At 62.2% G+C, this 20,123-nt stretch carries 18 protein-coding genes and 2 pseudogenes; 17 read left to right on the top strand and 3 right to left on the bottom strand.

From position 1 onward, the window contains the following. The first annotated feature begins 187 nt into the window (after nt 1–187). From ACWUKX_RS11195 to ACWUKX_RS11185, 3 genes are all read left to right on the top strand, one after another. Nucleotides 188–1,684: a CoA-acylating methylmalonate-semialdehyde dehydrogenase gene (locus tag ACWUKX_RS11195; protein ID WP_456006656.1), complete on the top strand. Its 1,497-nt coding sequence runs from the start codon at nt 188–190 to the stop codon at nt 1,682–1,684. Between the two features lie 422 nt (nt 1,685–2,106). Continuing rightward, nucleotides 2,107–2,406 (top strand): hypothetical protein, encoded by a 300-nt coding sequence (locus ACWUKX_RS11190; protein WP_127212602.1) that lies wholly within the window; start codon nt 2,107–2,109, stop codon nt 2,404–2,406. Nucleotides 2,407–2,690: 284 nt separating this feature from the next. Continuing rightward, nucleotides 2,691–3,005 (top strand): hypothetical protein, encoded by a 315-nt coding sequence (locus ACWUKX_RS11185; RefSeq protein ID WP_135934325.1) that lies wholly within the window; start codon nt 2,691–2,693, stop codon nt 3,003–3,005. A 164-nt stretch (nt 3,006–3,169) separates the two neighbouring features. On the opposite strand, the gene ACWUKX_RS11180 is transcribed toward ACWUKX_RS11185, so the two are convergent. Continuing rightward, on the bottom strand, nt 3,170–3,862 hold the full coding sequence (locus ACWUKX_RS11180) for a GntR family transcriptional regulator (RefSeq protein WP_456006654.1): 693 nt from the start codon (nt 3,860–3,862) through the stop codon (nt 3,170–3,172). Between the two features lie 69 nt (nt 3,863–3,931). Here ACWUKX_RS11180 and ACWUKX_RS11175 point away from each other — a divergent pair, with 69 nt between their 5' ends. The 13 genes and pseudogenes from ACWUKX_RS11175 to ACWUKX_RS11115 all read left to right on the top strand — a co-directional run bounded on the left by ACWUKX_RS11175 (nt 3,932) and on the right by ACWUKX_RS11115 (nt 18,365). Next, a complete protein-coding gene (locus ACWUKX_RS11175) occupies nt 3,932–4,825 on the top strand; it encodes a dihydrodipicolinate synthase family protein (protein WP_456006652.1) in 894 nt (297 codons plus the stop codon). Nucleotides 4,826–5,020: 195 nt separating this feature from the next. Beyond that, nucleotides 5,021–6,271 (top strand): NAD(P)/FAD-dependent oxidoreductase, encoded by a 1,251-nt coding sequence (locus tag ACWUKX_RS11170; protein ID WP_456006650.1) that lies wholly within the window; start codon nt 5,021–5,023, stop codon nt 6,269–6,271. A gap of 12 nt (nt 6,272–6,283) precedes the next feature. After that, on the top strand, nt 6,284–7,285 hold the full coding sequence (locus ACWUKX_RS11165) for a 4-hydroxyproline epimerase (RefSeq protein WP_456006647.1): 1,002 nt from the start codon (nt 6,284–6,286) through the stop codon (nt 7,283–7,285). Between the two features lie 336 nt (nt 7,286–7,621). Further along, complete coding sequence (locus ACWUKX_RS11160) at nt 7,622–8,524, top strand: branched-chain amino acid ABC transporter permease (RefSeq protein ID WP_065011217.1); 903 nt, start codon at nt 7,622–7,624, stop codon at nt 8,522–8,524. A 4-nt stretch (nt 8,525–8,528) separates the two neighbouring features. Next, a pseudogene (locus ACWUKX_RS11155) lies at nt 8,529–8,807 on the top strand (DUF3382 domain-containing protein); the annotation flags it as partial. Nucleotides 8,808–9,002: 195 nt separating this feature from the next. Beyond that, nucleotides 9,003–10,124: pseudogene (livM, locus tag ACWUKX_RS11150) on the top strand (high-affinity branched-chain amino acid ABC transporter permease LivM); the annotation flags it as partial. Continuing rightward, nucleotides 10,124–11,287, top strand: a complete 1,164-nt coding sequence (locus ACWUKX_RS11145) for an ABC transporter ATP-binding protein (RefSeq protein ID WP_456006644.1) — start codon at nt 10,124–10,126, stop codon at nt 11,285–11,287. The pseudogene livM and the gene ACWUKX_RS11145, both read left to right, overlap by 1 nt. Further along, nucleotides 11,287–12,015: an ABC transporter ATP-binding protein gene (locus tag ACWUKX_RS11140; protein WP_065011220.1), complete on the top strand. Its 729-nt coding sequence runs from the start codon at nt 11,287–11,289 to the stop codon at nt 12,013–12,015. Before ACWUKX_RS11145 ends, ACWUKX_RS11140 begins: the two co-directional genes overlap by 1 nt. 17 nt (nt 12,016–12,032) lie before the next feature. Next, on the top strand, nt 12,033–12,380 hold the full coding sequence (locus ACWUKX_RS11135) for a DUF6867 family protein (protein ID WP_065011221.1): 348 nt from the start codon (nt 12,033–12,035) through the stop codon (nt 12,378–12,380). A gap of 139 nt (nt 12,381–12,519) precedes the next feature. Continuing rightward, nucleotides 12,520–13,650, top strand: coding sequence for a branched-chain amino acid ABC transporter substrate-binding protein (locus ACWUKX_RS11130; protein ID WP_029348955.1), 1,131 nt, complete (start codon nt 12,520–12,522; stop codon nt 13,648–13,650). Between the two features lie 242 nt (nt 13,651–13,892). Beyond that, complete coding sequence (gene pyc / locus ACWUKX_RS11125) at nt 13,893–17,351, top strand: pyruvate carboxylase (protein ID WP_456006641.1); 3,459 nt, start codon at nt 13,893–13,895, stop codon at nt 17,349–17,351. Between the two features lie 246 nt (nt 17,352–17,597). Next, nucleotides 17,598–17,858: a DUF2312 domain-containing protein gene (locus tag ACWUKX_RS11120; RefSeq protein ID WP_023800031.1), complete on the top strand. Its 261-nt coding sequence runs from the start codon at nt 17,598–17,600 to the stop codon at nt 17,856–17,858. 51 nt (nt 17,859–17,909) lie between these two features. Beyond that, nucleotides 17,910–18,365 (top strand): hypothetical protein, encoded by a 456-nt coding sequence (locus ACWUKX_RS11115; RefSeq protein ID WP_456006637.1) that lies wholly within the window; start codon nt 17,910–17,912, stop codon nt 18,363–18,365. 129 nt (nt 18,366–18,494) lie between these two features. Here the strand turns inward: ACWUKX_RS11115 and ACWUKX_RS11110 are convergent, their stop codons facing one another. Continuing rightward, nucleotides 18,495–19,004: an arsenate reductase ArsC gene (locus ACWUKX_RS11110; protein WP_456006634.1), complete on the bottom strand. Its 510-nt coding sequence runs from the start codon at nt 19,002–19,004 to the stop codon at nt 18,495–18,497. 213 nt (nt 19,005–19,217) lie between these two features. On the opposite strand from ACWUKX_RS11110, the gene ACWUKX_RS11105 reads away from it, so the two are divergent. Further along, on the top strand, nt 19,218–19,562 hold the full coding sequence (locus tag ACWUKX_RS11105; RefSeq protein ID WP_456006632.1) for a hypothetical protein: 345 nt from the start codon (nt 19,218–19,220) through the stop codon (nt 19,560–19,562). Between the two features lie 61 nt (nt 19,563–19,623). On the opposite strand, the gene msrB is transcribed toward ACWUKX_RS11105, so the two are convergent. Then, nucleotides 19,624–20,028, bottom strand: a complete 405-nt coding sequence (gene msrB / locus ACWUKX_RS11100; RefSeq protein WP_027152870.1) for a peptide-methionine (R)-S-oxide reductase MsrB — start codon at nt 20,026–20,028, stop codon at nt 19,624–19,626. Nucleotides 20,029–20,123: the final 95 nt, after the last annotated feature.

Raw genomic sequence — 20,123 nt, 5'->3', positions numbered from 1 at the left:
GGGGGCGCGAAGGAACTCAATTTCTCAATCCTTGCCGCTAGGGGCCTGCATCCTTATCATTTGCGGCAATTGATGCACAGCCGCGCACCGCTATCTATTTACCGCACAACGGTTGCGTTTTCGCTCGCGTTGCCATCGGCCGCGCAAAGGCGGACAATGCTGCATCACAAATACAGGGAGAGAAACCATGATCGAATACGGTCATTTTATCGGCGGCAAGCGTGTCGCTGGGACCAGCGGCCGCAAGCAGGACGTCATGCAGCCGATGGACGGCACGGTGCGCGGCACGGTGGCGCTGGCTTCGCAGGCTGAACTGCGCGCGGCTGTGGAAAACGCCAAGGCGGCGCAGCCCGGCTGGGCGGCGACCAATCCGCAGCGGCGCGTGCGCGTCTTGATGAAGTTTCTCGAACTGGTCACCGGGGAGTATGATGCGCTGGCCGACATTCTGGCGCGCGAACACGGCAAGACCATCTCCGACGCCAAGGGCGACATCCAGCGCGGCCTGGAAGTGGTCGAGGTCTGCATCGGCGCGCCGCATATGATGAAGGGCGAGTTCACGGACGGCGCCGGCCCCGGCATCGACGTCTATTCGATGCGCCAGCCGCTCGGCGTCGTTGCCGGCATCACGCCGTTCAATTTTCCGGCGATGATCCCATTGTGGAAGATCGCGCCGGCTATCGCTTGCGGCAACGCCTTCATCCTGAAGCCTTCGGAGCGCGACCCCGGCGTGCCGATGCGCATCGCCGAGCTGTTCATCGAGGCCGGCCTGCCGGCGGGCATCCTCAACGTCGTCAACGGCGACAAGGACGTGGTCGACGCCATCCTCGACGATCCCGACATCAAGGCCATCGGCTTTGTCGGCTCGACGCCGATCGCCCAGTACATCTATTCGCGCGGCTGCGCGGCCGGCAAGCGCGTGCAGTGCTTCGGCGGTGCTAAGAACCACATGATCATCATGCCCGACGCCGACATGGACCAGACCGTCGACGCGCTGATCGGCGCCGGCTACGGCTCGGCCGGCGAGCGCTGCATGGCGATCTCGGTGGCTGTCCCGGTCGGCAACGATACCGCCAACCGGCTGATGGAAAAGCTGGTGCCGCGCGTCGAAAGCCTGAAGGTCGGCCCGTCGACGGATTCGTCCGCCGATTTCGGCCCGCTGGTGACGGCGCAGGCGCTGGAACGGGTCAAGGGCTATGTCGATACCGGCGTCAGGGAAGGCGCCAAGCTGGTTGTCGACGGCCGCGGCTTTTCCATGCAGGGCTACGAGAACGGCTACTATATGGGCGGCTGCCTGTTCGACAACGTGACCGCCGACATGCGCATCTACAAGGAAGAGATCTTTGGGCCGGTGCTCTCCGTAGTGCGCGCGCCGACTTACGAGAACGCGATCAAGCTCGCCAACGACCACGAAATGGGCAACGGCGTCGCCATCTTCACCCGCGACGGCGATGCCGCCCGCGACTTCGCCTCGCGAGTCCAGGTCGGCATGGTCGGTATCAACGTGCCGATCCCGGTGCCGATCGCGTATTATACGTTCGGCGGCTGGAAAGCGTCTTCCTTCGGCGACCTAAACCAGCACGGACCGGACGCATTCCGTTTCTACACCAAGACCAAGACGGTGACCTCGCGCTGGCCGTCCGGCGTCAAGGACGGCGCCGAATTCGTCATCCCGACAATGAACTAGCCGGACGATTGCTTGTTTGCGCGTCCTCGCCTTCGGCTGCGGGCGCGCGGGCAGGCATCAAGGACGGGCCGAATTCGTCATTCCGACAATGAACTAGCCGAACGGTTGCGTGTTTGCGCGTCCTCGCCTTCGGTTGCGGGCGCGCGGGCAGGCGTCAAGGACGGGGCCGAATTCGTCATTCCGACAATGAACTAGCCGGACGGTTCCGGGCCTAGATGTAAGATTGAACGAAAAGGCCTGGCCAGCGACCGGGCCTTTTTGTTGACCGGTCGCGGCCCGCATCTGCGTGAACGCTAATGTGATGGAACCAGGCGGGCGGCAGAAACCTTAATCTGCAATCCTGCCGCGAAGAAGGCGCGGCAGGTCAACCAACCGCGCTGACGGCAGCTGCGGGGGCATCGGCCGGCGCAAGGAGGTGTCAGATGACGCGTCTTATGGTGTCGATACTTTGCGCGGCGGCTGCCGCGTTTTCCGCCGTCTCGGCAACAGCGGCCGAACAATGCGCGCCACGAGCCGACATGATCAAGGCGCTCGGCGAGAAGTTCCGGGAAAATCCGACTGCGCTCGGCGTCGTCAATCCGAATGTGATTGTTGAAGTCTTCGTTTCCGATAAAGGCACCTGGACCATCCTCGCCAGCGACACACGCGGTCAAAGCTGCGTGGTTTCGGTGGGTGAAGGCTGGGAGAGCGCGGTGACGACAGCCGCACTGCCAGGCACCTGAGCCGCTTAGCGCGTGACAGCCGCCTCGGCATGGCCCCGCTGCCGCGATTCTCGGCGACGATCTTGAACGGATCCACAGGCGCCCCAGCGGGCGCCTGCTTGCGCTTTTTCGGTGCCGGTACCATATATCGAACATAGTGGGAACATCTGGAATCGTCCCCGCTGATGACAGACCGGAACACGGAAAGGAACGACGCAATGGTGATGACGTCGGAACCGGCCTGGATCGTTCCGGCAAAATGAGGCGTCTCCCTTTGCCGGACGTGATGGCAAAGGAGGTGCCCTATGGCACGCAAATCGCTGTTGGGTTGGGTGAAAGCCCTGGTTCTTGCTGGCGCATTGGCGGTCGGTACGAACGCCGCAAGCGCCCAGTATCAGTACTGCGTTGAACATGGCGATCTCGTCGCCCACCTGAGCGAGCAGTTCCAGGAAAGACAGTTTGCTTTCGGGCTGATCGGTCAAATGGCGATTATGGAGGTCTATGTCGCCGAGACCGGAAGCTGGACGATCATCGTCACCGATGTCGCCGGCAGAAGCTGCATCGTCGCGGCCGGCGAACATTGGGAAAACGTGGTGATCCCGCCCGACCAGGACGCATGACGGATTGGGCGATGCTCAACGCCTGGCCGGCGCTAGGCGCTTTGAGGACTTTTGCTCTCTCTTTTCGGCATCAGACCGTCGGTGCCGCCGTTGATGACGTATTCGGCGCCGTGGATTGCAGAAGCACGATTTGAAACAAGGAAGGCGGCTGGCTTTGCGATCTCTTAGCGCGTGGCAGCCGCCTCGGCATGGCCGCGCAGCAGCGCCATCAGGCGCTTGGCATCCTTGGCGGCGGCGTCTTCGTCGCCGTCGAGGATCGAGCGGATCAGCGCGACGTGGTGCTCAGCCGATTCGGCGAGCCCGGTATCGGCCTTGTAGCGGAACCAGAAGCGGCGGCTGTGGGTCTGCAAGGGAGCAGCCAGCCGCGCGGCGAACGGGTTGTCGGCCGCCAGTGCCAGCGCCTCGTCGAGCGCCTTGTCGGCCTGAATGAAGGCTAGCACATTGCCTGATATCACCGCCTTCTGCATGGCAAGCGCGGCATCGTGAAACAGGTCGGCGGCCTCACGGGTGACGAAGCGGGCGGCCGAACGGGCAAGAACCACCTCGACGCCACGCCGTGCATCGAGAACGCGCAACCAGTCGCCGGGATGGAGCGGGGCAATGGCGATGCCGGCACGGGGCCGGACATCCAGCAGTCCCTCCCACGCCAGTCGCTGGATCGCCTCGCGCACCGGCGTGCGGCCAAGTCCCAGCCTGTCGATCACGGCGCCCTCGGTGATGAAGCTAGAAGGCGCAAGTTCGAGCGTTACGATCATGTGCTCGAGCACCCGGTAGGCTTTCGCCGCCACTGGCTCGAACGCCGGGCTTGTTTCATTGAATATCAAAGGCGCACTCCTGATATATTTTTGATATATCATAGCGAAATCCGTGTTGACAGTCCGTTTCTTGATAAATATACGACTGATATATCAGATGGAGCGACCGCCATGTGGACTGGAGTTTTCCCCGCCGTCACGACCAAATTCACCGAGGACGACCGCCTCGACCACGCCGAGATGGAGCGCTGCTTTGCGCTGCAGATGGAGGCCGGCTGCGACGGCATCATCGTCTGCGGTTCGCTCGGCGAGGGGCCGATGCTCTCGCATGACGAGAAGATCGACGTGCTGAAGACCGCGCAGAAGATCGCTGGCAACAAGCCGGTTCTGCTGACGGTCAACGAGCCCGGCACGCGCGAGGCGGCCGCGATCGCGCGCCGGGCCGCCAAGGAGGGCGCCAGCGGGCTGATGGTGGTGCCGAGCCCGATCTACCACACCAATGCGGAGGAGACGGTCGCCGCGCTGCGCGCCGTTGCCGAGGCCGGCGACCTGCCGGTGATGATCTATTCCAACCGGCTTGCCTACCGCGTCGACGTCACCGTCGATCAGATGGAGGAACTGGCGAAGGACAAGCGTTTCGTCGCCATCAAGGAATCCTCCGACGACATCCGCCGCTCGACCGAAATCATCAACCGCTTCGGCGACCGTTACGACCTGTTCACCGGCGTCGACAATCTTGCGTTCGAGGCGCTGTCGGTCGGTGCCATCGGCTGGGTGGCGGGACTGGTCACCGCGTTCCCCCGCGAGACGGTCGCGATTTATCAGTTGATGAAGCAGGGCCGCCGCGAGGAGGCGCTAAAAATCTACCGCTGGTTCCGGCCGCTGCTCGACCTCGACGTGTCGACCTATCTGGTGCAGAACATCAAGCTCGCCGAAGTCCTGGCGATCAACACCAACGACCGCGTGCGCATGCCGCGCCAGCCGCTGTCGGGCGAGCGCCGAAAGACCGTCGAAAAGATCGTCAGGGATGCGCTGGCGGTGCGGCCCGTGCTCCCACAATTCTAGGGGTGGCGATGTCGCGGACCCCCTCATCCGGCCGCTTCGCGGCCACCTTCTCCCCGAGGGGAGAAGAGGTCGCAAACGCTGGCCTCAGCCTCTTCTCCCCGACGGGGAGAAGGCGGGCCGAAGGGCCGGATGAGGAGGCTGGCTCCAAGGTGCGGAGCGAGGCGGAGGCCGAGCCATGCAGCGCGGCGCGCAGCCATGAATAGCGATGCGACGCTCGACATCGCCATTATCGGCGGCGGCATCATCGGCATCTGTGTCGCCGCCTATCTGGCCGAGGCGGGGCGAAACGTCACGATCTTCGATCGAACGGGCATCTGCGAGGAAACGAGTTCCGGCAATGCTGCTGCCTTGGCCTTTTCCGATGTGTTGCCGCTGGCCCACAAGGGCATGATCAGGCATCTGCCGAAATGGCTTGCCGACCCGCTCGGCCCGCTCAGCATCCCGCCCGCCTACCTGCCGAAGCTGCTGCCCTGGCTTATCCGCTTCTGGCGCGCCGGACGAAACGACCGCTACGAGGCCAGCCTCCGTGCGCAGGCCGGGATGATGCGGCTCGCCGAGGCCGAATGGGCAGGGCTGATGGCGCGCTCGGGCACCGGAAACATGCTGCGCGAGGACGGCTCGCTCGAACTTTACGAGAGCGAGGCCGAGTTCAAGGCGACGCTGCCCGGCTGGGCGGCGAGGCAACGCTTCGGCATCGGCTTCAGCCATGTCGAGGGCGATGCTCTCGTCGCCTTGCAGCCCGGCCTGTCGCCGCGCTTCGTCAAAGGCACTTTCGTACCGGGATGGAAGACCGTTACGGATCCGAAATTATTGGGCAAGGCGATCTGGACCTTTGCTGAGAAGAACGGCGCGCGTTTCGAAAAGGCTCGGATCGACCATGTCGGAGCGGGGCAGGATGGCGCAACGTTGACGCTGGCCGACGGTAGGGTGCGGCAAGCAAAATGCCTCGTCATCGCCGCCGGCGCCTGGTCGCATCTCCTGGCGAAACATATCGGCGACCGCATCCCGCTCGAAACCGAGCGCGGCTACAACACGACCCTGCCGAAAACCGCCTTCGACGTGAAGCGGCAACTGATCTTCTCCGGCCACGGCTTCGTCATCACCCCGCTCGAAACCGGTGTGCGCGTCGGCGGCGCGGTCGAGTTCGGCGGGATCGAGCGGCCGCCCAACTACGCCCGCTCGAAAGCGCTGCTCGACAAGGCACAAAAATTCCTGCCGGGGCTTGACCCAGCCGGCGGCCGCGAATGGATGGGGTTTCGGCCGTCGCTGCCGGATTCGCTGCCGGTGGTCGGTGGCGCCAGGCATGCCGGCACGATAGTCTATGCCTTCGGCCACGGCCATCTCGGCCTGACCCAGGCAGCTGCCACCGGGCGCCTGGTCCGCGATCTCATTCTCGGCCAAAATCCGGTGTTTGATCTTTCTCCGTTTTCCCCGAACCGCTTCTGACGGGATCTAGACATGGCGCGCCACTCCTTCTTCTGCATCGACGGTCACACCTGCGGCAATCCGGTGCGGCTGGTCGCCGGCGGCGGACCACTGCTCCAGGGCGCGACGATGATGGAGCGGCGCGCGCATTTCCTGGCCGAATATGACTGGATCCGCACCGGGCTGATGTTCGAGCCGCGGGGCCATGACGTGATGTCCGGCTCGATCCTCTATGCGCCGACGCGGCCCGATTGTGACATCGCCATCCTGTTCATCGAAACTTCGGGGTGTCTGCCAATGTGCGGTCATGGCACCATCGGCACGGTGACGATGGCCATCGAGCACGGGCTGATCAAGCCGAAGACGCCGGGTTTGCTCAGGCTGGACACACCGGCCGGCCTGGTCACCGCCGAATACAAACAGGTCGGCGAATATGTCGAGGAGGTGCGAATCACCAACGTGCCGTCCTTCCTCCATGCCGAGGGACTGACGGTGGAATGTCCGCAGCTCGGCGAGATCATCGTCGACGTCGCCTATGGCGGCAATTTCTACGCCATCGTCGAGCCGCAGAAGAACTATCGCGACATGGCCGACCATTCCGCCGGCGACCTCATCGCCTGGAGCCCGGTGGTGCGGCAGCGGCTCAACGAGAAGTACGCCTTCGTGCATCCCGAGAATCCTGGCATCGACCGGCTTTCGCATATGCTGTGGACGGGTGCGCCGACCGACAGCCAGGCGGATGCGCGCAACGCCGTCTTCTACGGCGACAAGGCGATCGACCGCTCGCCTTGCGGCACCGGCACCTCGGCCCGGATGGCGCAGCTTCACGCCAAGGGCAAGCTTAGGACTGGCGACGATTTCGTCCACGAATCGATCATCGGCTCGCTGTTCAAAGGCAGGGTCGAGAAGGAAGTCACGGTGGCGGACAAGCCGGCGATCATTCCCTCGATCGGCGGCTGGGCGCGCATGACCGGATTGAACACGATCTTCATCGACGACCGCGATCCGTTCGCGCACGGATTCGTCGTCAAATAGAGAGCATCCTGACGCAGGGGAAATGAAAGGGAACGCAAAGATCGATTGCTCACGCGGCGCAACGATCCCGCTCATCAACTTATTTTGACGGCGATTCCTTCGAAACGGCGTGCATTTTGACGACGAATCGCCAAAGACATTGTGTTATGCCAATGATAGGGTCCGCGATAGTCCAGAGGCCGGGAAGGGAACAACGGGCAATCCGATTGCGTGCTTCAAAATCACGCATGCCGATTAAAAAATGACGTTGCAATCCGGGCTCGAAACTTTACGACTAGGGGAAATACGAAAAGGAATGCGTCTGCATGGGCGACATTCCAGGGGAGCCACGACAGCATGCAGTATTTTGTCCAGCAGCTTATCAATGGGCTGACGCTGGGATCGATCTATGGACTGATAGCGATCGGCTATACGATGGTGTACGGCATCATCGGCATGATCAATTTCGCCCATGGCGACATCTTCATGATCGGCGCTTTCGCCGCCCTCATCGTTTTCCTTATCCTCGGCGCGTTGTTCTATTCGGTACCGGTGGTGATCGCGCTCCTGGTCATGATGATCGTCGCAATGCTGTTGACCAGCATGTACAATTGGACGATCGAGAAGGTGGCCTACCGGCCTTTGCGCGGTTCGTTCCGGCTGGCGCCGCTGATCACCGCGATCGGCATGTCGATCGCGCTGTCCAATTTCGTCCAGGTGACGCAAGGGCCGCGCAACAAGCCGGTCCCGCCGATGGTGTCCAAGGTCTACAACATCGAAGGCATCAGCGTGTCGCTGAAGCAGATCATCATCGTCCTGGTCACCATAGTCCTGCTGGCGCTGTTCTGGTACCTGGTCAACAAGACCTCGCTGGGTCGAGCCCAAAGGGCGTGCGAGCAGGACCGCAAGATGGCCGCACTGCTCGGCATCGACGTCGATCGCACCATCTCGATCACCTTCATCATGGGCGCCGCCCTTGCCGCCGTCGCCGGCACGTTGTTCCTGATGTATTACGGTGTGGTGGTGTTTTCCGATGGCTTTACGCCCGGTGTGAAGGCATTTACTGCCGCGGTGCTCGGCGGCATCGGCTCGTTGCCCGGCGCCGTGCTCGGCGGGCTGATGATCGGCTTCATCGAAAGCATGTGGTCGGCTTATTTCTCGATCGATTACAAGGACGTCGCTGCCTTCTCCATCCTGGCGATCGTGCTGATCTTCCTGCCTTCCGGCATTCTCGGCCGGCCAGAAGTCGAAAAGGTCTGAGACAATGGCGGTCACCGCATCTCCGGAGCGCGACATCGTCGCCACCCCCATGCAGCGCGCCACCCGCGAAGCGCTCTATGCCGGCGCCATCGCGCTCGGCCTGTTCGTGCTGTTCATCGGCCTGAGGACCGATCAGAACATCTCCAACGAACTGATCCTTGTGCAGCGCTGGTTGCTTCTTGCCGTCGTGGTTGTGCTGACCATGGCCGGGCGTTTTCTCTACGTCGCCTACGGACAGCCCTTCCTGGCAAATCAGCAGATCGTCGACGTCGCCACCGGCCTGCTGCCGGAGAGCATGGCGACGCGGTTCTTCCGCCTGCCCTATTTCATCGCTGCCATCGCCACAGTGGCCGTGCTGGTTTTCCTTGCCGGCTCCCTTGACGGATTGCTGGGACCCGGTCTGGCCGGTTATGCACGGTTCCTGAGGGCGCTGGCGATCATCTACGCCCTCGCCTCTGTGCTGTTTTATTTCCGAACCTTCATCCATGCCCATTTTTCGGCGCTGGGCATAACGGCACTGGCGCTCTACCCGGTCATTGTCGTGCTGGTGCTTGCTTTGTACGGAGGATCGGTGGCCGCCGGGTTCCAGGGTTCTCTGAAATGGGTCGACAATTTCGGCATCCAGATCCTGATCTACGTGATGCTGGCCTGGGGGTTGAACATCGTCGTTGGCCTCGCCGGCCTGCTCGATCTTGGTTATGTCGCCTTCTACGCCGTCGGTGCCTATGCCTATGCGCTGCTCGGCACGCAATACGGCCTGTCGTTCTGGATCCTGCTGCCTGCCGCCGGCGCCATGGCTGCCTTCTGGGGCGTGCTGCTGGGTTTTCCGGTGCTACGCCTGCGTGGCGACTATCTGGCGATCGTGACGCTGGCCTTCGGCGAGATCATTCGTCTCGTGCTGATCAATTGGCGTGAGGTTACCAACGGCTCGGCCGGTATCTCCGGCATCCCCAAGGTCACCTTTTTCGGCCTGATGACGTTCAATGTCTCGGATCCGAACTATATCGCCAAGGTTTTCGACATCGCCACGTCGAGCGCCTACTACAAGATCTTCCTCTACTACCTGATCCTGGGACTCTGCCTGCTCACCGCCTTCGTCACCATAAGGCTTAGGCGCATGCCCGTCGGTCGCGCCTGGGAAGCGCTGCGCGAGGACGAGATCGCCTGCCGCTCGCTCGGGATCAACACCACCACCACCAAGCTCACCGCCTTTGCCACCGGCGCCATGTTCGGCGGCTTCGCCGGCTCGTTCTTCGCCGCGCGGCAAGGTTTCGTCAGCCCCGAATCCTTCATCTTCCTGGAATCGGCCATCATCCTCGCCATCGTCGTGCTCGGCGGCATGGGTTCGCTGGTCGGCATTGCCGTCGCTGCCATGGTGATGATCGGCGGCACCGAGGTGCTGCGCGAGCTCGATTTCCTGAAGCAGGTTTTCGGTCCCGACTTCACGCCGGAGCTTTATCGCATGCTGTTGTTCGGCATGGCCATGGTCATCGTCATGCTGTGGAAGCCGCGCGGCTTCGTCGGCAGTCGTGAACCGACAGCCTTTCTCAAAGAGAGCAGGGCCGTATCCGGCTCCTTCACCAAGGAGGGCCACGGCTGATGAGCGATGCGAGCCCATCCATGAACGATGCCATCCTGCAGGTCGAGCATCTGTCGATGAAGTTTGGCGGTCTGGTCGCCATCGGCGACCTGTCCTTCCAGGCCAGGCGCGGCGAGATCACCGCGCTGATCGGGCCGAACGGTGCCGGCAAGACCACGGTGTTCAACTGCATCACCGGCTTCTATAAGCCGTCGGAAGGCATGATCACGCTCAGCCGGCGCGACGGCTCGAGCTTCTTGCTCGAACGCCTGCCGAACCACGAGATTCCGGCGCGCGCCAAGGTGGCGCGCACCTTCCAGAACATTCGTCTGTTCTCGGGCATGACGCTGCTCGAGAACCTGCTGGTGGCGCAGCACAACAAGCTGATGAAGGCTTCCGGCTACACCGTCCTCGGCCTGTTCGGCTTCAGCGGCTACCGGACGGCGTCGGCCGAGTCGATCGACCTCGCCGGGCACTGGCTGGAAAAGGCCGACCTCGTCGATCGAGCCGACGATCCGGCCGGCGACCTGCCCTACGGCGCGCAACGGCGCCTGGAGATCGCGCGGGCGATGTGCACGGGTCCGGAGCTGCTCTGCCTCGACGAACCGGCGGCCGGACTCAATCCGAAGGAATCGATGGCGCTCAACGCGCTTCTGATGGATATCAAGGACAACACCGGCACCTCGATCCTGCTGATCGAGCACGACATGGCGGTGGTCATGCAGATTTCCGACCATGTCGTGGTGCTCGAATACGGGCGCAAGATCTCGGATGGCAGTCCGCATGCGGTACGCACCGACCCGCGTGTCATTGCCGCCTATCTCGGGGTCGAAGACGAGGACGTCGAGACGGTGCTGACCGAGGTCGGCGACGAAGACGTCATCGAGCAACTGGATACGGGCCCGGATTCGGCGCACGGCCCGGGCACATCATCTTCGTTTCTCGCCGGACCGGTGACTGACACTGTCGGCCACAGCGAGGGCGAACGGGTCACGGTGTCGAAGGGCGCCTCGAAAGCCGGGCAGGTCGACGCAAAGTCGAGCGCCACGGCAAGCAAGGCAGCCTCCACGGCGGCAGCCAAGCAACCCTCTGCGGCCAAATCCTCAGCGGCAAAGCCGGCCACCAAGGCTCAGGTAAAGCCGAATACACCAGGCGTCTCCAAACGGCGCGGAGGGCGTAAATAATGGCCGGCACGACGCTGCTCGATATCAAGGGCGTCCAGACCTACTACGGCAACATCAGGGCGCTGAACGGCGTCGATGTCACCGTCAAGCAGGGCGAGATCGTGGCGCTGATCGGCGCTAACGGCGCCGGCAAGTCGACGCTGATGATGACCATTTTTGGTGCTCCACGGGCGCGGGCGGGCACCATCACCTTCGCCGGCATCGACATCACCCAATTGCCGACCCATGAGATCGCGCGCATGCGAATCGCCCAGTCGCCGGAGGGACGGCGCATCTTCCCGCGCATGACGGTGATGGAAAACCTGCAGATGGGCGCCAGCCTCGACAACCTCCAGCATTACGACGAGGATGTCGAGAAGGTGTTCACGCTGTTTCCGCGCCTGAAGGAACGCATTGCCCAACGCGGCGGCACGCTGTCGGGCGGCGAGCAGCAGATGCTGTCGATCGGACGTGCGCTGATGGCGCGGCCGAAGCTGCTCCTGCTCGACGAGCCGTCGCTGGGCCTGGCGCCGCTGGTCGTCAAGCAGATATTCGACGCCATCCGCGAGTTGAACCGCACGCAGGGGCTGACCGTGTTCCTGGTCGAGCAGAACGCCTTCGGCGCGCTGAAACTCGCCACGCGCGGCTATGTCATGGTCAACGGCAATGTGACGATGAGCGGCACCGGCAAGGAGTTGCTCGCCGATCCGGACGTGCGCGCCGCCTATCTCGAAGGCGGCCATCACTGAGTTCAGGAGTCTTCATCATGCAGGGCATTCTCTATGAGGAACCCTCGGTCTGGCAGTTCTTCTTTGTCACCTGCCTGCTTGGCGGCTGGGCGGCATGGATGACAGGCAAGGCCTGCGCCCAAACATGGCGCAGCTTCGTCCAATTGTTCGCTTACATGCTCGGCCTCGGCATCGCCGTAAGGTTCATCCATCACGCACTGTTCGACGGCACGATGTTCTCGCTGCAGTACTACATCGTCGACACCATTGTCCTGATGATATTGGGCTTCATCGGCTATCAATACACGCGTACCAACCAGATGGTGACACAGTATAACTGGCTCTACGAAAGAGCATCGCTTTTGAGCTGGAAACCAAAAGGTTGACGTTCACCATTAACGCCGTTCCGGGGATGAATCGGCGTGACAAGTGCCTGAAAATCGGCAAAGTACGTTTTCTGCGAGTAAAAGTGGGCATCGCATGAAAGCATCATCCACGCCCACTCTGTAAATGGGAGCGTTTTACATGAGAAAATCACTTTTGTCCGCCGTCGCCCTGACCGCGCTTGTCGCGTTCAGCGGAAGCGCGTGGGCTGACATCCTGGTCGGCGTTGCCGGTCCGATCACCGGTCCCAACGCCGCCTTCGGCGCGCAGCTGCAAAAGGGCGCCGAACAGGCTGTCGCCGACATCAATGCGGCCGGCGGCATCAACGGCGAGCAGGTCAAGCTCACGGTCGGCGACGACGTCTCCGATCCGAAGCAGGGCATCTCGGTCGCCAACAAGTTCGTCGCCGACGGCGTCAAGTACGTGGTCGGCCACTTCAACTCGGGCGTTTCGATCCCGGCATCGGAAGTCTATGCCGAGAACGGTATCCTCGAGATCACCCCGGCTGCGACCAATCCGAAGTTCACCGAACGCGGCATGTGGAACACCTTCCGCACCTGCGGACGCGACGATCAGCAGGGCAAGGTTGCTGGAGACTATCTCGCCGCGAACTTCAAGGATGCCAAGATCGCTGTCATCCATGACAAGACGCCTTATGGCCAAGGCCTCGCCGACGAAACCAAGAAGGCGCTTGCAGCCAATGGCGTGACCGAGGCCATGTATGAAGGCATCAATGTCGGCGACAAGGATTTCTCGGCCCTCATCGCCAAGATGAAGGACGCGGGCGTCTCCGTCGTCTACTATGGCGGCCTGCACACCGAAGCCGGCCTGATCATACGCCAGCTCGCCGACCAGGGCCTCAAGGCAACCTTCATGTCCGGCGACGGCATCGTGTCAAACGAATTGGCCTCCATCGCCGGCGACGCCGTCGACGGCACGCTGATGACGTTCGCTCCGGATCCGCGCAAGAATCCGAACGCCAAGGAGCTCGTCGAGAAGTTCCGCGCGGCCGGCTTCGAGCCTGAGGCCTATACCCTCTACTCCTACGCGGCGATGGAAATCATCGCGGCCGCCATCGCCAAGACCGGTTCAGCCGATGACGCTCAGAAGGTAGCTGAGACCATCAAGTCGGCCGGCCCTTGGAAGACCACGATCGGCGAGATCGGCTATGATGCGAAAGGCGACATCACCCGTCCGGATTACGTCATGTACACCTGGAAAAAGGGTGACGACGGCAAGTACACCTATGTCGAGAACGCACCCGGCAAATAACCGGACGTTGCTACATGAAGTGCCCGGCGCCTCGCGCCGGGCATTTTTCATGGGAGTTTCATGGAGTTTCCCGAAAGCTTGATCGGGACTTCGGGGCGTTGTCGGGACCGACACGCAATGTGTTAATGCGATAGATCAAACTAAATCGGTTTAATCGCCTCCTTCGATTTTGTTTGCACTGCAGCATTTTCGCGTTAATCATGACGCCAGTTCCCTTCCCGTCAGCGTCCGGAGCCTTGTCCTTGGCCATCACGAAGATCCTTGTCGCCAACCGGTCCGAAATCGCCATCCGAGTCTTCCGCGCGGCCAACGAACTCGGCCTCAAAACCGTGGCGATCTGGGCCGAGGAAGACAAATACTCGCTGCACCGCTTCAAGGCCGACGAAAGCTACCAGGTCGGGCGCGGGCCGCATCTGACCAAGGATATGGGGCCGATCGAAAGCTATCTGTCGATCGAGGAAGTGATCCGCGTCGCCAGGCTTTCGGGCGCCGATGCCATCCATCCGGGCTATGGGCTGCTGTCGGAAAGCCCTGAATTCGCCGAAGCCTGCGCCAAGGCCGGCATCATCTTCATCGGACCCAAGCCGGATACGATGCGCAGGCTCGGCAACAAGGTCGCCGCACGCAACCTGGCGATCGAAGTTGGCGTGCCCGTAATTCCCGCCACCGACCCCTTGCCCGAGGACATCGAGGCGGTGAAGGCACTCGCCAAGACGATCGGCTATCCGGTGATGCTGAAGGCATCGTGGGGCGGCGGCGGCCGCGGCATGCGCGCCATCCGCTCGGAAGCCGATCTCGCCCGCGAGGTGACGGAGGGCAAGCGCGAAGCGAAAGCCGCCTTCGGCAAGGACGAGGTCTATCTCGAAAAGCTGATCGAGCGCGCCCGCCATGTCGAGGTGCAGGTGCTGGGTGACACACACGGCAATGCCGTGCACCTGTTCGAGCGCGATTGCTCGATCCAGCGCCGCAACCAGAAGGTGGTAGAGCGCGCGCCGGCGCCGTATCTCGAAATGTCACGGCGCGAGGAGCTCTGCGATTATGCTCTGAAGATCGCTCGCGAGACGAGCTATATCGGCGCCGGCACGGTCGAGTTCCTGCAGGATGCCGACACCGGCAAATTCTATTTCATCGAGGTCAACCCGCGCATCCAGGTCGAGCACACCGTCACCGAGCAGGTGACCGGCATCGACATCGTCAAGGCGCAGATCCACATTCTCGACGGTTTCGCCATCGGTACGCCGGAATCGGGTGTGCCGGCGCAGAAGGATATCAGGCTCAACGGCCACGCACTGCAGTGCCGCATTACTACGGAAGATCCCGAGCACAATTTCATTCCCGACTATGGCCGCATCACCGCCTACCGCGGCGCCACCGGTTTCGGCATCCGCCTCGATGGCGGCACCGCCTATTCCGGCGCGGTCATCACCCGTTTTTACGACCCGCTGCTGGAGAAGGTGACGGCCTGGGCACCGACGCCGGCCGAAACCATCGCCCGCATGAACCGCGCGCTGCGCGAGTTCCGTATTCGCGGCGTGGCGACCAACCTCACCTTCCTCGAGGCGATCATCAATCATCCGAGTTTCGCCGATAATTCCTATACGACCAAGTTCATCGACACGACGCCGGAACTGTTCGCGAGCGTGAAGCGACAGGATCGCGCGACGAAGCTGCTCAACTACCTGGCCGATGTCAGCGTCAACGGCCATCCCGAGACGCGCGGCCGGCCGCAGCCGAAGGCGGATGCGGCGGCACCCATGGTGCCCTATCTCAACGGCAATGTGCCCGACGGCAGCAAGCAGAAGCTCGACGCACTTGGGCCGGAGAAATTCGCGGCCTGGATGCGCGCGCAAAAGCAAGTGCTCGTCACCGACACGACGATGCGCGACGGACACCAATCCCTGCTCGCGACGCGCGTGCGCACATATGACATCGCCGGCATTGCCGGCACCTATGCGCGCGCGCTGCCGCAGCTTTTATCGCTCGAATGCTGGGGCGGGGCGACCTTCGACGTCGCCATGCGCTTCCTCACCGAAGACCCTTGGGAGCGCCTGTCGCTGGTCCGCGAGGCGGCGCCCAACTTGTTGCTGCAGATGCTGTTGCGCGGCGCCAACGGCGTTGGCTACACCAACTATCCCGACAATGTCGTCGAGCATTTCGTCAAACAGGCCGCCGCCGGCGGCATCGACCTGTTCCGCGTCTTCGACTGTTTGAACTGGGTCGACAACATGCGCGTCGCCATGGACGCGGTCGGCGCCGAGGGCAAGCTGATCGAAGCGGCGATCTGCTATACCGGCGACATACTCGATCCGGCCCGAGCCAAATACGACCTCAAATACTATGTCACGCTGGCCAAGGAGTTGCAGGCGGCAGGCGCCCATATCATCGCGGTCAAGGACATGGCCGGCCTCCTGAAGCCCGCGGCGGCACGAGTGCTGTTCAAAGCGCTGCGCGAGGCAACCGATCTGCCGATCCATTTCCACACGCACGACACGTCAGGCCTGTCGGCGGCGACGGTGCTGGCGGCGGTGGACAGCGGCGTCGACGCCATCGACGCGGCGATGGATTCCTTGTCCGGCAACACCTCGCAGCCTTGCCTGGGCTCGATCATCGAAGCGCTGAAGGGCACCGAGCGGGATCCGGGTCTCGATCCGCAATGGATCAGGAACATCTCGTTCTACTGGGAGGCGGTGCGCAACCAGTATGCCGCCTTCGAGAGCGACCTGAAGGGGCCGGCTTCGGAAGTCTACCTGCACGAAATGCCAGGCGGGCAGTTCACCAATCTCAAGGAACAGGCGCGCTCGCTCGGTCTGGAGACACGCTGGCACGAAGTGGCACAGACCTATCACGACGTCAATCTGATGTTCGGTGACATCGTCAAGGTGACACCGTCGTCCAAGGTTGTCGGCGACATGGCGCTGATGATGGTAAGCCAGGACCTGACGGTTGCCGATGTCGAAAATCCGGCCAGGGATATCGCCTTCCCGGATTCAGTCGTGTCGATGCTGCGCGGCGATCTCGGCCAGTCTCCCGGCGGTTGGCCGGAGGCACTGCAGAAGAAGGTGCTTAAGGGCGACAGGCCAATCACGGCCCGGCCAGGCTCCCTGCTGAAGCCGGCCAATCTCAAGGCCAGCCGCAAGGAGATCGAAGACAAGCTCGAGCGCAAGCTCAGCGAATTCGAATTCGCCTCATGGCTGATGTACCCGAAGGTTTTCTCCGACTTCACCGCAGCCCAGGAAACCTACGGGCCGGTCAGTGTGCTGCCGACGCCGACCTATTTCTACGGCATGAAGCCGGAAGACGAGATCTTTGTCGACATCGAGAAGGGCAAGACGCTGGTGGTGCGCTGCCTGGCCATCGGCGATGTCGACGAGAAGGGCATGGTCACTGTGTTCTTCGAGCTCAACGGCCAGCCGCGCCGGGTCAAAGTGCCGGATCGTGCGCATGGCGCTTCCGCCGCCAAGGCGCGGCGCAAGGCCGAGCCGGGCAACGAGGCGCATGTCGGCGCGCCGATGCCGGGCGTCGTCTCGGCGCTCGCCGTTGCCGCCGGCCAGACGGTCAAGGCCGGTGACGTGCTGCTGTCTATCGAGGCGATGAAGATGGAAACGGCGCTGCATGCCGAGCGCGACGGCACAATCGCCGAAGTGCTGGTCAAGGCTGGCGATCAGATCGACGCGAAGGACCTGCTGATCGCATTCGGGTAAGCTGCGTTGGCCTGCAAACGCCGGCTGCCTGCGCTTCCGGTGCTCACGTACTTAAGTACGCTCCGGTTCTCGGCAGCCACCGTTTTCGACTCGGCCTGATCTGAATCTCAACACCTTGGGGTGTGCCTAACCCTTCATGCCGCATCGATAACAGCTTGACCGGTCGCCCCCGGTCGGGCATCGAACCGCTGCAAATTCGCCGCGACAGTTCCTGAGTCGCGGCATGGGAAACGACGCGGAGAAAAAATGGCCGACGACATCACCGAAACCAGCCAGACTGTTGCCGCCGGCCAGCTGCGAGCCTTCATCGAGCGCATCGAGCGGCTCGAGGAAGAGAAGAAGACGATCGCCGACGACATCAAGGAAGTGTTCGCCGAGGCCAAAGGCACCGGCTTCGACACCAAGGCGATGCGGTCGATCATCCGGCTGCGCAAGAAGGATCAGGCCGAACGGCAAGAGGAGGAAACCATCCTCGACCTCTACAAAGCCGCTCTCGGCATGGTGTAAGGCTGGTAACAGCCCTGGGCGCCGGTTGCGGCGCCCTCAACGGGTCGAACCATGAGCGAATTCGACTTTGGCGTCCGCCGCGCCTCTGAATTCCGCCAACGCGGCTTCTGGACGCTGTTTTCGGAACGGCATCCGGAAGAAAGGGCTCTGATGGCGCGGCGCGGACCCTGGTTCTGGCAGCGCGGGCTGCCCGACTTCGCATTGGTCCTTTCCATGTATGTCGCGCCGGCGCAGAACCATGTCGGCGTCTTCTTCGGCCGCAATGAGAAGTTCGGTGCCACGGAAGCCTGGTCGCGGTTGAAGCCGTTCCAGCCGGCGATCGAAGACAGGTTGAAGCTCAGGCCGGAACAGAGTTGCGAGGGCCTCGGCATCAATTCGCTGTGGCGGGTGAACTGCTTTGCCGAGGACAATTGGCCGGCCATGGCTGACTGGCTGGTGACGGAAGCATCGCGCTTCGAGCGCTCCGTTGCCGAGGTTCTCGGCGAGTGTGGCGAAGCCGGTTCGTGAATTCGCCTGCCTGTCGGCGGTTTGGGCTTAAAGCGCGTCGCGTCTGAAGCGATTCGTGCGACGCGCTTTAGTTTTGTTTTTATGCATGTCGTTACCCCAAAACCGCTGCGCACTTTTGGGCGACATGCATTAGTTCGGCTTCGCCGTATCCCGGCCGATCGCATCGAGATGCTGTTGCAGCGCCAGATGGTCGAGTGCATCCACCCGCAGATTGGTGAACAGCGAAATGCGGTTGTTGAGCATGCGATAGGCATCGGCAAAGGCAAGGTGCAGTTCGGCTTCGGTGCCGTCCGCCTTGGCTGGGTCCGGTATAGACCAGAGCGCGGTCATCGGATGACCCGGCCAGATCGGACAAGATTCGTTTGCGGTGCTGTCGCAAAGCGTGAAGATGAAGTTCATTTCCGGCGCGTCGGGCTCGGCAAACTCGTCCCAGCCTTTCGAACGGGCGAAGCTCGTATCGTAATTGAGGCTTTCGAGCAGCTGCAGTGCCAAGGGATTGACCTCGCCCTTCGGCTGCGAACCGGCGGAAAAGGCCTTGAACCTGCCGGCACCGATCCGATTGAGGATGGCTTCCGCCATGATGGATCGCGCCGAATTGGCGTTGCAAAGAAACAGCACGTTGTAGACATTATCGCTCATCTCAAGACCTCCCTGTCAGGCGACTGGATGATGGAGGCGGCAAATTCCGGTAAGATACCCTTGCCGAGATGCCGACAAGGGCGACGTAGAAAGGTTTCACGACCGTTTGATGACAATCTGTCAGATCATACGCTTGCGTGCCGATGATCGAGTTGCGTTGACAGGCTTGCTGCTTTGGACATCTCTGCTATCGAATGAGAGAAAGCCGCATCGATGAGTGCGCCAGAGACCTTCGAAGGCGAAGACGGCGAGGCAGGCCGTGCGGCGGGTTTCTTCCGCTCGCGCTGGCAAGGCACGGCCCCGCTCGATCGGCTGTTCTGGCGCGATCTTGTCCTTGTCGGCACGGCGATCAACACCGCAGTGTCGGTGCTGGCGCTCATCCTCCTCGGGCTGAAGCTGCCGCTCGCTCTCGTTCTGGCGGTGCATTTCGCGCCGGTGCCGTACAATTTTTTTCTGACTTTTGCGGTGTGGCGGACCGCCGAAAAATCCGGTGGCGTCAAGGCTTCGCTGATGACGCTGGGGGCTGTGCTGTGGCTGATCCTGGTGGTGGTGATCTGACAGGAAAGTGCTGCCCGGCAAAGGGCGGCCGCAGCCGTCCTTTCCCACCGTCGAATTCCTATCAGGCGGCCGGCTCGAATTTCAGCGCGACGCCATTGATACAATAGCGCAGGCCGGTCGGCGGCGGGCCGTCCTCGAAGACATGGCCAAGATGGCTGCCGCAGCGGGCGCAATGGCATTCGGTGCGAACCATGCCATAGCTGCGGTCGACGGTCGTCTCGACCGAACCGGGCACCGGATCGTTGAAGCTCGGCCACCCGGTGCCGCTCTCGAACTTCAGCTTGGATTCGAACAAAGGCTGGTCGCAGCCGACACAGGAAAAGGTGCCGGCGCGCTTCTCGTGAAGCAGGGCGCAGCTGCCCGGCCGCTCGGTGCCGTGGTTGCGCATCACCGCATATTGCTCCGGCGTCAGCCGGGCGCGCCATTCGGCATCGGTGCGGGTTACGGGGTAGGTGTGACTATCCATTTTTGCCTCTTAGCTCATGCCGCTATTGGGGTTGTCTTCCCCCAGTTCGCCTAAAATAGGCATTTGTTACGGCGTTTGCCGGTATTTCCGATCCT

It is taken from the genome of Mesorhizobium sp. f-mel (assembly GCF_053850215.1).
This window is presented reverse-complemented; position numbering and strand designations above follow the sequence as displayed.